16 protein-coding genes are annotated in these 14,240 nt (G+C 64.0%); 5 read left to right on the top strand and 11 right to left on the bottom strand.

All coding sequences use genetic code 11. From position 1 onward, the window contains the following. Window positions 1-4 precede the first annotated feature (4 nt). Together ACIBI6_RS26270 and ACIBI6_RS26265 are read left to right on the top strand one after the other, a co-directional pair. Window positions 5-1,111, top strand: coding sequence for a HoxN/HupN/NixA family nickel/cobalt transporter (locus ACIBI6_RS26270; protein ID WP_396958200.1), 1,107 nt, complete (start codon window positions 5-7; stop codon window positions 1,109-1,111). Then, window positions 1,111-1,839: a DUF6390 family protein gene (locus ACIBI6_RS26265; protein WP_396958199.1), complete on the top strand. Its 729-nt coding sequence runs from the start codon at window positions 1,111-1,113 to the stop codon at window positions 1,837-1,839. Before ACIBI6_RS26270 ends, ACIBI6_RS26265 begins: the two co-directional genes overlap by 1 nt. 40 nt (window positions 1,840-1,879) lie before the next feature. On the opposite strand, the gene ACIBI6_RS26260 is transcribed toward ACIBI6_RS26265, so the two are convergent. Together ACIBI6_RS26260 and ACIBI6_RS26255 are read right to left on the bottom strand one after the other, a co-directional pair. Continuing rightward, the gene (locus ACIBI6_RS26260; protein ID WP_364342340.1) at window positions 1,880-2,782 is read right to left on the bottom strand and encodes an oxygenase MpaB family protein; all 903 of its coding nucleotides are present in this window, start codon (window positions 2,780-2,782) and stop codon (window positions 1,880-1,882) included. Window positions 2,783-3,212: 430 nt separating this feature from the next. Next, entirely contained in the window at window positions 3,213-3,668 is a 456-nt protein-coding gene (locus tag ACIBI6_RS26255; RefSeq protein WP_364342343.1) for an NUDIX hydrolase, read from the bottom strand. A gap of 517 nt (window positions 3,669-4,185) precedes the next feature. On the opposite strand from ACIBI6_RS26255, the gene ACIBI6_RS26250 reads away from it, so the two are divergent. Next, the gene (locus ACIBI6_RS26250) at window positions 4,186-4,680 is read left to right on the top strand and encodes a hypothetical protein (protein WP_364342346.1); all 495 of its coding nucleotides are present in this window, start codon (window positions 4,186-4,188) and stop codon (window positions 4,678-4,680) included. Window positions 4,681-4,743: 63 nt separating this feature from the next. On the opposite strand, the gene bfr is transcribed toward ACIBI6_RS26250, so the two are convergent. The 4 genes from bfr to ACIBI6_RS26230 form a co-directional block, all read right to left on the bottom strand. After that, the gene (gene bfr, locus ACIBI6_RS26245) at window positions 4,744-5,226 is read right to left on the bottom strand and encodes a bacterioferritin (protein WP_396958198.1); all 483 of its coding nucleotides are present in this window, start codon (window positions 5,224-5,226) and stop codon (window positions 4,744-4,746) included. 61 nt (window positions 5,227-5,287) lie between these two features. Further along, entirely contained in the window at window positions 5,288-5,512 is a 225-nt protein-coding gene (locus ACIBI6_RS26240; RefSeq protein ID WP_364342352.1) for a (2Fe-2S)-binding protein, read from the bottom strand. A gap of 459 nt (window positions 5,513-5,971) precedes the next feature. Further along, complete coding sequence (locus ACIBI6_RS26235; protein ID WP_364342355.1) at window positions 5,972-6,949, bottom strand: nitronate monooxygenase family protein; 978 nt, start codon at window positions 6,947-6,949, stop codon at window positions 5,972-5,974. Window positions 6,950-7,124: 175 nt separating this feature from the next. Further along, window positions 7,125-7,877, bottom strand: coding sequence for an SDR family NAD(P)-dependent oxidoreductase (locus ACIBI6_RS26230; RefSeq protein ID WP_396958197.1), 753 nt, complete (start codon window positions 7,875-7,877; stop codon window positions 7,125-7,127). Between the two features lie 89 nt (window positions 7,878-7,966). On the opposite strand from ACIBI6_RS26230, the gene ACIBI6_RS26225 reads away from it, so the two are divergent. Both ACIBI6_RS26225 and ACIBI6_RS26220 read left to right on the top strand, forming a co-directional pair. After that, window positions 7,967-8,764, top strand: coding sequence for an enoyl-CoA hydratase/isomerase family protein (locus ACIBI6_RS26225; protein WP_396958196.1), 798 nt, complete (start codon window positions 7,967-7,969; stop codon window positions 8,762-8,764). 84 nt (window positions 8,765-8,848) lie between these two features. Then, window positions 8,849-9,778: an SDR family NAD(P)-dependent oxidoreductase gene (locus ACIBI6_RS26220; protein WP_396958195.1), complete on the top strand. Its 930-nt coding sequence runs from the start codon at window positions 8,849-8,851 to the stop codon at window positions 9,776-9,778. A gap of 57 nt (window positions 9,779-9,835) precedes the next feature. Here the strand turns inward: ACIBI6_RS26220 and ACIBI6_RS26215 are convergent, their stop codons facing one another. The 5 genes from ACIBI6_RS26215 to ACIBI6_RS26195 form a co-directional block, all read right to left on the bottom strand. After that, window positions 9,836-10,528 carry a TetR/AcrR family transcriptional regulator gene (locus ACIBI6_RS26215; RefSeq protein WP_364342368.1) on the bottom strand — a complete coding sequence of 231 codons (693 nt, stop codon included), beginning with the start codon at window positions 10,526-10,528 and terminating at the stop codon, window positions 9,836-9,838. Window positions 10,529-10,624: 96 nt separating this feature from the next. Beyond that, entirely contained in the window at window positions 10,625-11,662 is a 1,038-nt protein-coding gene (locus ACIBI6_RS26210) for a cyclase family protein (protein WP_364342371.1), read from the bottom strand. Window positions 11,663-11,680: 18 nt separating this feature from the next. Beyond that, window positions 11,681-12,079: a nuclear transport factor 2 family protein gene (locus ACIBI6_RS26205; protein WP_364342374.1), complete on the bottom strand. Its 399-nt coding sequence runs from the start codon at window positions 12,077-12,079 to the stop codon at window positions 11,681-11,683. 42 nt (window positions 12,080-12,121) lie between these two features. Then, on the bottom strand, window positions 12,122-12,520 hold the full coding sequence (locus tag ACIBI6_RS26200) for a nuclear transport factor 2 family protein (protein WP_364342377.1): 399 nt from the start codon (window positions 12,518-12,520) through the stop codon (window positions 12,122-12,124). 42 nt (window positions 12,521-12,562) lie between these two features. After that, the gene (locus ACIBI6_RS26195; protein ID WP_396958194.1) at window positions 12,563-14,194 is read right to left on the bottom strand and encodes a flavin-containing monooxygenase; all 1,632 of its coding nucleotides are present in this window, start codon (window positions 14,192-14,194) and stop codon (window positions 12,563-12,565) included. Between the last annotated feature and the right edge of the window lie 46 nt (window positions 14,195-14,240).

The raw sequence follows: 14,240 nt of genomic DNA, 5'->3' as shown, positions 1-14,240 counted from the left end.
TGGGATGGCAACAGTCACCACGAGGCTGCGAGCTGCCTGGACCGGATTCGACGGCGGACAGCGTCGCAGCATCCTCGGCATGGCAGCAACGATCGTCACACTGCACCTCGTGGGATGGGGCACGCTGCTGTTGCTGATCGTGCCCGGCTCGTACCTGGTGGATGGCGCGGTATTCGGCGTCGGGCTCGGCGTCACCGCCTACACGTTGGGCATGAGACACGCCTTCGATGCCGACCATATCGCGGCGATCGACAACACCACCCGAAAGCTGGTGGCGGACAAGCAGAAACCGCTCGCGGTCGGCTTCTGGTTCGCCTTGGGCCACTCCACCGTCGTCTTCGTGCTCGTCGGTCTGCTGGCCCTCGGGGTTACCGCGCTGGCGCGGAACCTGGAAGACGAGAACTCGCGATTGCAGCGGTGGACCGGGGTGTTCGGCACATCGGTCTCGGGCACATTCCTGATCCTCATCGGACTGCTGAACCTGATCGCGCTGATCGGGATCTGGCAGGTCTTACGCGCTATGCGACGCGGCGGCTACAGCGAAGAGCAACTAGAGCGCGCGCTGGACTCGCGCGGCCTGCTCAACCGGATCCTGGCGCCGGTCATGCGCGCGGTGCGCAAGCCGTGGCAGATGTATCCGGTGGGACTGTTGTTCGGGCTCGGATTCGACACCGTCACCGAAGTGGGTTTGCTGGTGATCGCCGCAGGCGCGGCCGCCACCGGACTGCCCTGGTACGCGATTCTCGTTCTGCCCGTTCTGTTCTCGGCGGGCATGTCGCTGTTCGACACGCTGGACGGCTCGTTCATGAACTACGCCTACGGCTGGGCCTTCGCCGGACCGATCCGCAAGATCTACTACAACATCGTGGTCACCGGTCTCTCGGTCGCGGTGGCGCTGCTGATCGGTGTCCAGGAGCTCATCTCCATCCTCACCGAGAAACTCGATGTCACCAGCGGGGTGCTCGCCTGGATCGGCGGCCTCGACCTCGCCACGATGGGCTTCATCATCGTCGGCCTCTTCGCGCTCACCTGGGCCGGCGCCCTCGCGATCTGGCATTACGGCGACATCGAAAGCCGCTGGAGCGTAACGCTATCGGAGGAATCGACGTGATGGACGGTGTGGAGATGTTCGCGCGCTACGCGTACGCGCCCAACCACCTCGGCTACTGCGGGCCCGAGCACACCGCGGCCCTGCGTGAACGCGATGGCGAGCGTGTGCGGGTCCTGGCGCGGGGCTTCTCCGGCGCATGGCCCTACCTGCGGGTCATGTCGCGCATGACCGGCATCACCGACCCACTCGATGAGCGACTGGTCGCGTCCTATTGGCTGGGGGGAGGCATCGGCGCCGAGCTCGACGGCCCCGAATTCCTCGCTGAGTTGCTGCGACTCATCGCCCCGATCGCGGGTGTGTACTGGTCCCATCTGGGGTCCGACCTCGCTGCGGAGGCCGCCGCGAACCACAGCTTCCACGTCTTCGGTGTCTACCCGTGGACCAGGATGCTGGCCGCCCCCGGCGACCAGCCCTTGGAAATCCTCGACAACTGCCGAATCACCGCCGCGACGGTACTGGATCGCCACCGCAATGACCTCACCGTCGGGACCCACCGGTTGCGCTGGGACGGCGCACACTTGTCACTGTCGGAGACGATACGGCGAACCATCCCGGTGTGGACCGACGGCTACGCCGCGCTCCCGGATGCGGCGCCGGGGGACGATATCGCGCTGCACTGGGGACAGCCGTGCGGGCAGTTGACGGCCGAGCAAGTCGACGACCTCACTAACAGCACGCAACGGCAACTGCGCGTGACGAATCAGCGTTTGGCGGCTGTCCCCCACTGATGTTCGTAGCGTGGCCGCGAACGGGCGCGTATGCGAGCTCTCAGATCAGGCTCTTGTTTTTGCGGATGCGCCAACGCAGGTCTCGCATCAGCGCGTGAGTGGGGGCGAAGCGCAGGAAGCGGGGGATGAAGCGGTTGACGAAGCCGACGAACAGGAAGAGGTGTTCGAAGCGGCGTTGATCGGAGTCGGTCCATTCGACCTGGAGTTGTTGTTTGAAGTACGGAGCCAGGAAGCCGATCGTCAAGAACTTCAACAGGTTTCGGAATGGCAGCCGCAGATACCAGTGGATCATGCGCAGATTGAGCAGATCATCGAGGTAGGCGCGGACCTTGTCGTCGAGGACGGCGTGGCTGCTCGCCTCGTTCCAGTAGAGATCGAAGTCTTTGCGGGTGGCCGGCCACATATCCTTGGTGACCTGCACACCGGTGGCCAGGGTAGAAGCGGTCTGATAGAACTGCTCGGCCTGCTCATCGTTCATCTTGCCGTGCAACAGCTGATAGGTGTCTTCGAAGCCGATGAAAAGGCAAGCGGCGACCCACTTTTGGAGGTCACGGTTGAAGGCGTTGTATTTCACCGGGCTGTCGGGACTCGAGCGCACCTGACGGTGGGCGACGTTGATCGCCTCGCGGTAGGCATCGATCTCGTCCTGGGTGCCCAGGATCGCCACCGCCAGGTACTGCGTGGTGGTCCTGGCCCGCTTCCACGGATGCACCATTAGCGCGCCGGACTCGACTCGGCTCTCCGAGACGCCATAGCCGACACCGGGTCGGGCCATCTGCATCACCACATTGGCCGCGGCACCGGCGAAATTCCAGAAGTCCAGTGCGTCAGCGAGTTTCAACGGCCGCCTGGTTTGCGAGCGATGGATGGCCGGAATGTGGATTCGGGTTTCCTCGCTGGTCAGCGGCACCGGCGTCGGCAGCGGTTGAGCGGTGGCGGTCATCGGATTCCTTCCGTTGTCGGGTTCCGTAGACGTCGAGCGAGATGGGCGAGCCCCAGCCATGCCGACTACGCGGAACGATCACGGCCACGCTCTGATGAATAGAGCGTAACTTGCCGAGGCGGCGAGAACCGATCAATAGTGAAAATTACAAGTCAGAAGATACTTATGCTGGGCACACCATCATGCACCGATGAGATCAGCTATGAATAGTGGGTAACATCAGGAACTCGACATCGCCTAACCTCGATCGCGCATCGGGCAGCCACCATCACATGGAAGGCAGTCGATTCGCTCCTGCCTGGAGAATCCCCTGGCCGACATAGGAGCGCGGGTTATCGACATGCTCCGAATGTGGTCACGACGAGATCGTCCGATCCCCCACAGCATGAGAACCACACGAGCACAACCGATATCGACTATCGAAGGCCGCTCAGTGGAGCAGAAGGTCCTTATAGGCTTCGAGGATGCCGCGGATGGATGGCGTCACGAGCAGCTCTCCGTCCAGGGATGCCCATACGTAATCGGCGTGGGCGGACAGGACAATCGGGCTGGTGTCCGCCACTTCTACGGCGAAATGCAAGCGCCGCACCGGCTTTCCGGCCGGAGACAGGTAGTCGAAATCACCGACGTGGTGGCCGATGCCGGTGACGGTCAGGCCGGTCTCTTCGCGGACTCCGCGAATCAGTGCGGCGGAGACCGATTCGCCCGGTTCCACGGTGGCGCCCGGAAGCTTGCGGGTGAGCGGGAGCGGCCCTGTGCTGTGGGCCTCCAATAGCAGCACTTCCCCACCCCGGTCGATGATCGCGCCGACTCGTAGGCCGACACCATCACGTTCGCCGCGCGGAAGCGCCTCATCGAACATCGACACCGACATCGGCGGACTCACCAGCCTTCGGTCATGCGGACGCGCCGCATTCGGGTGAAAGCAATCATCCCAATATTAACGTGCAGGCCTGCCGCACGACAGCAGGCACCAGAGGTGCGTTCGCGCAATTGATTTCGCCCGGTTGCCCGCCGAGGAAGCGAACCGCCGCCGCCCCGGTTTTTAACTAGCGGGTTTCAAGTATTGAACGCATTGGTTTCGATGCCTAACCTGACGGTCATTCGGGGGATTCGCACTACCGCAGTTCGGAGCTTCAGCCGATGACGAGGTGCCCCGCTTCGCCTCGAACGCCGAGCAACTGGCGCGGACAGCCTGTGGGGCGGCGAAGACTGGCTGCCGCTTGTCGGTAGCTCGAGATTGTCTGCTTATGTATCGTCATGTCTGCACTTACCGTCGGGTGACGAACGTTTCGATACGAACGGCCGCGCAGCGGATAGTGCCGGGAGGTTCGCAAGTCGTTTGGGTCCACGAATTGTTGTCGCGCAACGGTAGCTCGGATGAACGACGGAGAGGGGCGTAGGTGGCAACAGCTGCGCAATTGCGAGCAGTGCTGGCGGTATTGCAGGCCGATGTGGAGCACACCGCTTCCGGCTGGTCGGCCGAGCTGCCCGTCGAACGCGCCGAACTAGCGGGTCGGCTACACGGATTGCTCAGTAGTGAGCTGCGGGACTTGGTGATCCAGGCACCACTCGGGCAGTGCACGGGCCCCTGGTCGATGGCCGCGACCGCGGAGCAAGACGCCGTAGGCGATGTATCGGCGCAGGCACAGTTCGACGCGCGGTGGCTGCGTCACAACATCGCCACACTCGCCTCCCGAAATGCCCCCACCCCCGTGCCCGCGCTACTGGCTGCCGCGGTTCAGGCCGTGGATGCCGCGACGACTTTGCTCGCGCTGGCCCGCGATCCCCGCGGCGAGGGCAGTCAGGCCGCGTGGCAGGCGGTAATCGATGATCTCGCGATCGCATTCCATCTGGTCAACGACGAACATGAGGCCGTCACGCAACCGATCCGCTGACGGCGGCATCTGAAAAGCACCGGTTCCGGGCGCATGATCGACCGACCGGAACCGGTGACGATGTCAGTCGTCTTCGGGGATGTCGGTATAACGCTGCAGGTACAGTTGCTCACCCAGCTTCTCGAGCAGGTCGAGTTCGGTCTCCAGGTAGTCGACGTGCGATTCCTCGTCCTCGAGAATGGACTCGAAGATGCGCGCGGAGGTGACATCACCGCGCGAGCGCATCAGCTCGATACCGCCGCGCAGCCGATCCACCGCCTCCATCTCGATCTTCAGATCGGCCCGCAACTGTTCGGGGACGGTCTGGCCGATGCGCAGCGGGTTGAGCTTCTGATAGTTGGGCAGTCCCTCCAGGAACAGGATGCGATCGGTGAGCACCTCCGCATGCTTCATCTCATCGATGGACTCGTGGCGTGTGTGCTTGGCAAGTTTGGTGAAACCCCAGTTCTCCTGCATCTTGGCGTGCAGGAAGTACTGATTGATGGCCGTTAGTTCGGCTGTCAGCTGCTCATTGAGCACCGAGATGATTTCCTTATCGCCTTCCATGAATGTGATCGTGTCACAGCTCACAATCGGTGAAACGGTAAGGACGGCCTATCGTGTCGGGCTACGCTGCGGGCGCCTCGACGGCGTGGGCAGGGGCCTCGCAGGCCCGGCCGACCAGCTCGGAAAGACGGCGGGTACAGCTGCCGCAGCCGGGCTTCCAGCCGCACGCCTTTTTGACCTGCGCGGTCGAGCTGGCGCCTGCGGCGACACAGCTGTGCACGTCCGATTCGGAGACGGCGTTGCAGATACAGACGTACACGGATGCCTCATTGTGCGAGCGGGACACTTCACGAGGTTAGCCTCATCTAACGAGGTAAGCCTCCCCTAATGTATAGCACCTCCATGCCGATCCCTGTCAATAGCCTCTCGCCACTATTCGAGGCCATCCATCGAGTGCACGTTGGCGGCGGCAGCGGGGTGACCGAAGGCAACGGCATACCGGCCGCACCTGGTGAGCACCGATCTCACCAAACTCCTCAGATCACACGAGGTGCCGACCCTCTGAGCGGAAATGAAACGGCCGGTCCTTGCCACATTGCGGCAGGAACCGGCCTTGGACGTCCGTGGATTACATGCCCATCATGGAACGCAGGAAGTTCACGGCCATCCAGAACATATCCATCATCATCAGGGTCTCACCTTCTTCGCCAATAGCCCTCGTAATCCGCCATACCCAGCGACATGACTGTTACGCAACGACTCCAGCGACCGGGCCGACCGCCGCGTGGGTTTCCCTACGCACCCGTCACGTATGGACCGGCACAGCCGACAGCCGGGTCCGAGCCATCTCGTACTCATCGACGAGGCGTTCGATGACGGCGGCGGCCGGGCGTACCGAGTCGACACTGCCGATCCCCTGGCCGGCGCCCCAGACATCACGCCAGGCCTTCGCATCCTTCGCGCTGCCACCGGCGAAATTCATTGCCGCGGAGTCGGATCCGGGCAGCGCATCGGGGTCGAGTCCGGCGGCGATGATGCTGCCGCGCAGGTAGTTGCCGTGCACACCGGTGAAGAGATTGCTGTAGACGATGTCCGAGGCGGTCGAATCGACGATCATCTGTTTGTAGTCGGGTGCCGCGTTCGCCTCGTCGGTGGCGATGAACATCGACCCGATATAGGCGAAGTCCGCGCCCGCGGCCTGTGCGGCCAATACCGAGTTACCGTGGGCGATCGATCCGGACAGCACCAGCGGTCCGTCGAACCAGCTCCGGATCTCATGGATCAAGGCGAACGGCGACTGGGTTCCCGCGTGGCCGCCCGCACCCGCCGCCACGGCGATGAGTCCATCGGCGCCCTTGTCGACGGCCTTGCGGGCGAAGACATTGTTGATCACGTCGTGCAGCACGATGCCGCCGTAGGCGTGGATGCGTTCGTTGACCTCCGGCCGCGCACCGAGCGAGGTGATCACGATGGGGACGCGGAATTCCTCGACCACCGCGAGATCGTGGTCGAGCCGGTCGTTGGTCTTGTGCACGATCAGGTTCACGGCGTACGGCGCGCTCGGCGTCTGCGGATGTTCGGCGTCGAATTCGGCCAGCGCCTCGGTGATCCGGGTGAGCCAGTGCCGCAGTTCGGATTCCGGGCGCGCATTGAGGGAGGGGAAAGACCCGACAATGCCCGAGGTCGACTGGGCGATGACCAATTCCGGATTCGACACGATGAACATCGGGGACGCGATAACGGGCAGACGCAGTCGGTCGCGCAGGACGGGCGGCACGCTCATGGAATCTCCTCGAACACGGCCGGTAGTTGGGAATGCACTGCTCGGGGTGGCCGCGACGGAAATCAGGATACTTTATTGCGCACGAGAACCACGCATGTCGTGCCGAATCCCCGGGTATGCACAGGTTCGGACGCAGCGGCCGCAGCCTGTGCGGCCGTGTAGCGCGGGGCAAGGCTCACAGCAGTGAATATCCGCCGTCGACCGTGATCGTGGTGCCCGTGATGTAGGCCGAGGATTCGGCGGCCAGGAACAGATAGATGCCGGGCAGGTCGGCGGGAGTTCCCCAACGCCCGAGGGCGGTGTGGCCGACGATATCGTTCTCCCGCTCGACATCGCGGTGCCAGTGCGCTCCCATCCCGGTGTCGAACCAGCCGAGCGCCACCGCATTGACGGTGATCGCACGTGGTCCGAGTTCCTGCGCCAAAGCCTGGACAAGCGCGTGGGCGCCACTCTTGGAGGCCGCGTATGCGGAAAGTCCGGCACGCGGCCGCTGACCGATGACCGAACCCGTGACGATGATCCGACCGCCCTCCCCCATCACCGCCGCTGCCGCACGCGCGCCGAGGAAGGTTCCGGTCAGGTTCACGTCGATGATGTCTCGCCAGACGGCGGGCTTGGTCTGCGTCACCGTCGAAACCTCCGGTGACACACCGGCATTGCAGATCCACACGTCGACGCCGCCGAAGCGCTCGACCATGCGTTCGGCGACGGTGTCGTTGAACTCGTCGTCACGCACATCACCCGCGCACACCAAAGGCTCACCCCGCAGGGAGTCGGCCACCGCGCGCAGCGCGTTTTCCGATCGCGCGACCAATCCCAGCTGCGCCCCCGCGGCATCGAAGGCGGTCGCGAGCACCCGCCCCAAGCCGCGTCCGGCGCCGGTAATGACTACGCGTCGACCCGATACGTCGGCATGCCCCATACCCATTGCATCTCACCGTCCATCCACCGATAAATTCTTCGACCGGTCGGTACACTCAACCGTGAACGTAGCACATAAACCGGAGGCATCGAATAGTGAGCAGCAATCCAACGCCCGCCAAGGTCGGGCTCGAGCCGCATCCCGCCGACGAGCGGCTGGCCATCCTGCGCATCGAGCGCCATCCGGTGAACGCGCTCGACCAGGAGATGTGGGATCTACTCGAAACCGTTGCGGCGGAACTGCACAGCAGCACGACCTATCGAGCGGTCGTCATCACCGGCGGCGAACACTTCGCGGCCGGCGCCGACGTGAAGGAGATGCTCGGCCTGTCCCCCGAGGCGTTCGGACAGCGAAACCGGGTACTGCAAAAGGCATTTCACGCCCTGGCCACGGCCCCGCAGATCACGATCGCGGCGATCAACGGCTACGCACTCGGCGGCGGCTGCGAGCTGGCACTGGCCGCCGACTTCCGCATCGGCGGTCGCGGCGCCATCCTCGGCTTGCCCGAGATCACGCTCGGGATAATGCCCGGCTCCGGTGGGACGCAACGTCTTTCGCGGATTGTCGGACTCGCCGAAGCGAAGGATCTGATCCTCACCGGACGCCTCGTGCGCGCGGAGGCAGCCTTGCACATCGGCCTCATCGATCAACTACTCGACGACGCCGATGTGTTCGACGCCGCCGTAGAGCGAGGCCTCTCCTACGCCCGCGGCCCGCTCGCACTCCGGTACGCGAAGCAGGCGATCGAGGACGGGTTCGACATGTCGATCGAGGACGGGCTGGCGTTGGAAGCCGACCTGATCACCCGATGCTTCGCCAGCGAGGACGGACAGCGCGGTCTGCGCAGCTTCGTCGAGGACGGCCCGCGAAAAGCAACCTTCCTGGGTCGCTGACTTTCATTGTATGTACTGACCGATTGGTCTAAAATACGATGACCGTGGCCACGGATCGACAATGGAGTACGACAGGAGTCGCGAATGAGTGAGTTGAGTTTCGAGGGCCGCGTCGCGGTGGTTACCGGCGCGGGTCGCGGCATCGGGCGAGCCCACGCCCGGCTCCTGGCCGAACGCGGAGCAAGTGTCGTCCTAAACGACCTCGGTGGATCGATCGAGGGCGACGGCGCCGACACCACACCGGCCCAGGCGGTCGTCGACGGCATCATCGCCGCAGGTGGTTCGGCCGTGGCCGACGGCAACGACGTCTCGACACCGGCCGGGGCCCAGGCGATCATCGACGCCGCGGTGGACCGGTTCGGCCGCATCGACATTCTGATCAACAATGCGGGCATCGTCAGGTACGCGGGCCTGCCCGATGTCGAACTGGACAATGTCGAGCGACACCTCGCCGTACATCTGCTCGGCTCGTTCAACACCATGAAGGCCGCCTGGCCGCATTTCCTGAACCAGAGCTATGGCCGGGTCGTACTGACCACGTCGAGCGGCGTCTTCGGCATGGACGTCAACCTGCCGTACGCGACAGCGAAGGCGGGCCTCATCGGGTTGGCGCGCAGTGCGAAACTCGCGGGCGAACCGCACGGGATCAAGGTGAATCTGCTTGCGCCCGCGGCCTATACCCGCATGGCCGGTGGCGACCCCGATACCGACGAGAATGCCGCGGCTGCCGCAGCGGCCATGCCGTCGGAGTCGGTGGCTCCGATGGCCGCCTTCCTGGCGCACGAAAGCTGCCCGGTCACCGGTGAGATCTACACCGCGGGAGCGGGCCGATTCGCGCGGCTGTTCCTGGCCTCCACCGAAGGCTATCTGGCCCAGGGCCCGGCCACGATCGAGGAAGTCGCCGCACACTGGGCGGCAATCAATGATGAGACCGGCTATTACGTGCCGACAGATCTGATGAATTGGTCCGCCACATTCCTGAAGCATCAGTTCGCTCAGATGACACAGAGCTAGGCAGCAGCCCGTCGCTTGCCGCACCCGATGGGAGAGGTACGGCGAGCGACGGGATTGCTAGTGATCGAGCCCCTTCGCGAGCAGCACACCGAGCACGGAACGCCCGTGCGCCAGTTCGGCTTCGGTCGCCGACTCGTCGACCCGCTCGACCAGGATTCCGTTCAAGAAGATCTCGCAATAGAAGCGAGCGAGCTCGTCTACTTTCAGATCCGCGCGCCGACCCACCCACTGGTATGTGTAGTTGTGCAGGTTCAGGTACGCGAGCGTGGTGAGCTCCAGATCCCGCACCCGCAACTTGCCTTGTCGATGCCCGTCGGCGAGCACATCGCGAATCTGCGATTCGAAACGCTGGCGCTTGGCCCGGAAGCGAGTGCGGTATTCACCCTGCAGTTGGTGGTGCTCATGCAGAAAGACCCACACATGATCTTGTCGATGCACGATCTGCCGAAGTAGCGATTCCGACAGCAATCGCAGGCGCGTCTGGAAGCCGATATCGAGCCGGACGATCGCCGACGCTTCGGTGAGCAGCGGATCCATTACGCGGTCGTGGATCTCGGCCAGCAACTCTTCCTTGGCACCGATGTAGTAGTACAGCGCACCGCGGGCCAGTCCGGCGGCAGCGCCGATATCGGCGACCCCGGTGCTCGCATAGCCGTTCTTCGAGAAGAGCTCGACAGCGACATCCACCACTTGCTCCCGCTTGCGGTGGTAGCGGGCGGTTTTCGCACGTTCGGTACGCGTTGTAGGCATCGCGACGCTCCCTTCCATCGAACAAAACAGTTCGGTGCAGGTCAGGCTTTACACCTCACCTGCACCGAACCGAACCCTGGATGCCGGCGGCCCGCGTCAGACGGTCGCGACGGGGGTCAGCGGGCTGCCCATCGTCCCGGGCAGGCGCAGTGGCGGCGCGGTCAGCAGGAAGCGGCTGCGCTGGTGTTCCCGCAGCCACGTCGCCAATTCCTCGGTGTACCAGAGCTCACCCAGCGGGATGCCGAGTTTGAACAGGCACAGGTTATGGATCGGCAGCAGTGTGTGCGGGGTCTCGCTATCCGGTGCCCAGCCCTCGACCGCGTAGTTGTCCGAGACGAGCGCCGAGATCTGCGATTCGGCGATCCACTCCAGCAGCGACTCATCCGTCGCGTCGAGGTAGGGATACATGGCCTGGATCTCCGGCCCCGGATTCTTCTCCCAGGCGAGAACCTGAGTGGCGAACCCGGTGTGCAGCAGGAGCATGTCACCCGGTTCCACCACGACATCGTCCTTCGCCATGATGTCTTTGAGCATTTTCAAATCGACCGGCTGCCAGTCGCTTCCGAGGTGCGACACATCGATCAGGACACCGCGACCCTGCATGCCGTGCGCGGCCATGTGCTCGCAGCCGAGATGCTTGGCGAAGGAGACGCTCCCGCTGCCGTCGCCCTTGGCGTCCTCCTGTGGACCGACGATATCGGTGCCGGGGCGAAAACCGTTGTAATACACCGGTTCCGCGACACCGTCGCCATCCGCGTCGAACAACGCGCCCTGATGCGCCAGCGAGTCCCACTGCGTGGAGTACTGCAGCCAGAGCGTCACGACGTCGTCGCTCCACAGATCGATGAAGCTGGGGGCGATCTTGTCGCGCGCGACGACGTTGTAGAAGGTGTCCTGGTTGTGCGCCAGATCCTCGGTGGGCCGCAGGATCGGCGGATACCGGCGCTGGTTCAGCGCGGTACCGCCCGGATAGTCCAGCGGCAGGCTCAGGCTGAAGGTGATGCCGTGTTCGACCTCGCGCACCCCTTGCAGAACCTTCTCCGGGGTGAGCAGGTTGACCCGCCCCAACTCATCGTCGTCGCCGAAATCGCCCCAGTTCGAGCCGGGCGGGCGCTGCTTCCACCGTTTCGTCACGGGTTGCTCCTATCTCTCTTACATCACGTAGGTGGTCTTGCGGTGCTGGAACCGCCATGCGCTGTCATCGCGACGCAGGGTGTCCTCGTAGCGGCCCGCGATCAGCACGGCCCAACCCGATTCGCCGCGCTGCAGGAAGACCAGGTCGCTGTTGGCGGTCGCCTCATCCTCGGACCAGGAGGTGATGACGGTGTTGGCCACCAGGTGCCGCTGCGGTTGGGTCGGCAGCAATCCGGCATAGACCTGACGGATGGCTTCATGGCCCTCGAAGGTGCCGACGCCCATGATCTCGCTGACGCCATCGGGGCTGAACAGCGCGACGATATCGTCGGTACGTCCGTCGTCGAGCGCATGCGCGTACGCGGCGATGGCGGTGTGGACCCCGTGCGCGACCTGCGCCTGGGTGGACTCACTCATTGATTCTCCAAAGATGTTCTGGTTCCGGCGGATTCGGCGTCGCTAGGTCAGGTACGTCGTCTTGCGGTGCTGGAACACCCAGGCTCCGTCACTGTGCCGCAGCGTGTCCTCGTATCGACCGACGACCTGCACCGCCCACCCCGTCTCGCCGCGCTGGAAGAAGGCCACATCGCTGACGGCCGTCGCCTCCTGCGCGCTCACCGCGGTGATCAAGGTGTTGGCCACGAGGTGACGCTGTGGTGCCGTCGGCGCCCAGCCTTCGAATGCCGCCCGCAATGCGTCGTGACCGCTGATCGGGTCCATGCCCGGAATCTCGAGCACCCCGTCAGGTGCGTACAGAGCCACGATTTCATCGGCCTGCCCCGCGTCCTGTGCCTGGGTGTGGGCGCCGATCGCCGCACGGACACCGGCCGCGATCCGGGCTTCGTTGGATTCGCTCATTTTCTCTCCATCGTTGAACGCAAATTGCCTGCTCGAGCGCTATTAAGCGGCCGCTTCCTCAACCTTGGACAAGATGAATGCCGAGTACTCGTTCGCGGTGAGTTCGGCGATCAGCCGCTGCAGGTTGGGCCGCCCGGTCGGATTCAGCAGCTGCTTGACCGCCTTGCCGGGAATGTTCGACCCGAAGAAATAGCTGCTCTCCAAGAACAGCGACCCGCTGCCGTTGACCGTTTCGGTCCACTCCGCCTCCGCGGCGGGGTCCGCCTCGATGACTTCGTAACCGTTGTCGCGCGCGTGCACCAGCGCACCGATGACGCAGTCCACTTGGTCACCGGCGTAGCGCGGATTGTTGCCGAGTGCGCCGTGCGGTCCGCCGGGGAAGAAGAAGTTCGGGAAACCCGCCGTCGCGATGCCCAGGTAGGTATTGGGCCCTTGCGCCCAATAGTCCTCGAGCGCAAGGCCATTGCGGCCGCGGACGCCGAGCCGATTGAGTGCACCGGTACCGAAGTCGTAGCCGGTCGCCCAGATGATGATGTCGAACTCGCGAAGGCCTTCGGCCGTCTCGATTCCGGTCTCGGTGATACGGATGATCGGGGTCTCTTTGAGCGCGACGAGCGAAACGTTCGGCTTGTTGTATGCCTCGAAGTAGCCGGTCACGAAGGGGGGACGCCGACCGGCGTAGATGTGGTCCTTCGGGATGAGTTTCTCGGCCGTCTCGGGATCGGTGACGATGCCGCGAATCTTGTCCGCGATGAATTCGCAGAATTCCTTGTTCACTTCGGGGTTGGTCGTGAAGTCGATGTAGTTTTCGGTCAACTTCGTGAAACCCGGGCTGTTCCACATCTTTTCGAAGAAGGCCTGTCGCTGTTCGGCCGTATCGTCGGCAGAAAAGCGGCTGGGCAAGTCATGCAGGAATCCGCTCGGCGAGGTGTTCAGGGACTCGCGGATGCGTTCGAAGTCGGCCTTGATCTCGGCCCGTTCCTGCGGGGTGAGCGGCGCGTTGTTCAGTGGCGTGCACCAGTCCGGAGTCCGCTGGTACACCGTCAACGCTGCGACCTGGTCGGCGATGGCCGGAACGATCTGCACGCCGCTGGATCCGGTGCCTATGATGGCGACGCGCTTGCCGGTGAAATCGACCGGGGTCGTCGGCCAGCGGCCGGTGTGATGCTGTTGGCCGCCGAAGCTCTCGCGTCCGGGCACCTCCGGGATGAACGGCACCGAGAGCACACCGGTCGCGGCGACGAGGAAGCGCGCGCGATGCTCGGTGCCGTCATCGGTGCGCACCGTCCAGATCCCGGCCGACTCGTCGAATTCCGCGGCGGTCACCCGGATGCCGAACCGGATGTGCCGGCGCAGATCGAATCGGTCGACCACGAAGTTGAAGTAGCGTTCGTTCTCCGGCTGGCCGGTGAACCGCTCCGACCACTCCCACTCTTCCCACAGTTCCTTGGAGAACAGGTAGCCGTAGGTGTAGCTTTCGGAGTCGAAACGCGCTTCGGGATAGCGGTTCCAGTACCAGGTCCCGCCGACGCCGTCGCCCGCCTCGAGCAGTTCGACTGTGAAGCCCTCCTCGCGGGCCCGGTACAGCTGATAGATGCCCGTCACGCCCGCGCCGATCACCAGGACGTCGACCGCGTCAGCTGTCGCACCAGCGGCGTTCGCCGATCCACTCATACGTTCTCCAATTCTCGAATGGGTCGCCTGCTGTACGACGCCAAAG

The sequence above is a fragment of the Nocardia sp. NPDC050412 genome (assembly GCF_044458825.1).
Classification (GTDB): domain Bacteria; phylum Actinomycetota; class Actinomycetes; order Mycobacteriales; family Mycobacteriaceae; genus Nocardia.
The sequence above is the reverse complement of the archived record's forward strand: the minus strand, read 5'-3'. Positions and strand labels throughout refer to the sequence as shown.

What these genes read in the sequence shown, in the direction of transcription:
- ACIBI6_RS26270 (WP_396958200.1), top strand. Translation starts at nt 5, where the DNA reads ATGGCAACAGTCACCACGAGGCTGCGAGCTGCCTGGACCGGATTCGAC.
- ACIBI6_RS26265 (WP_396958199.1), top strand. Translation starts at nt 1,111, where the DNA reads ATGGACGGTGTGGAGATGTTCGCGCGCTACGCGTACGCGCCCAACCAC.
- ACIBI6_RS26260 (WP_364342340.1), bottom strand. Translation starts at nt 2,782, where the DNA reads ATGACCGCCACCGCTCAACCGCTGCCGACGCCGGTGCCGCTGACCAGC.
- bfr (WP_396958198.1), bottom strand. Translation starts at nt 5,226, where the DNA reads ATGGAAGGCGATAAGGAAATCATCTCGGTGCTCAATGAGCAGCTGACA.
- ACIBI6_RS26235 (WP_364342355.1), bottom strand. Translation starts at nt 6,949, where the DNA reads ATGAGCGTGCCGCCCGTCCTGCGCGACCGACTGCGTCTGCCCGTTATC.
- ACIBI6_RS26230 (WP_396958197.1), bottom strand. Translation starts at nt 7,877, where the DNA reads ATGGGTATGGGGCATGCCGACGTATCGGGTCGACGCGTAGTCATTACC.
- ACIBI6_RS26220 (WP_396958195.1), top strand. Translation starts at nt 8,849, where the DNA reads ATGAGTGAGTTGAGTTTCGAGGGCCGCGTCGCGGTGGTTACCGGCGCG.
- ACIBI6_RS26215 (WP_364342368.1), bottom strand. Translation starts at nt 10,528, where the DNA reads ATGCCTACAACGCGTACCGAACGTGCGAAAACCGCCCGCTACCACCGC.
- ACIBI6_RS26205 (WP_364342374.1), bottom strand. Translation starts at nt 12,079, where the DNA reads ATGAGTGAGTCCACCCAGGCGCAGGTCGCGCACGGGGTCCACACCGCC.
- ACIBI6_RS26200 (WP_364342377.1), bottom strand. Translation starts at nt 12,520, where the DNA reads ATGAGCGAATCCAACGAAGCCCGGATCGCGGCCGGTGTCCGTGCGGCG.
- ACIBI6_RS26195 (WP_396958194.1), bottom strand. Translation starts at nt 14,194, where the DNA reads ATGAGTGGATCGGCGAACGCCGCTGGTGCGACAGCTGACGCGGTCGAC.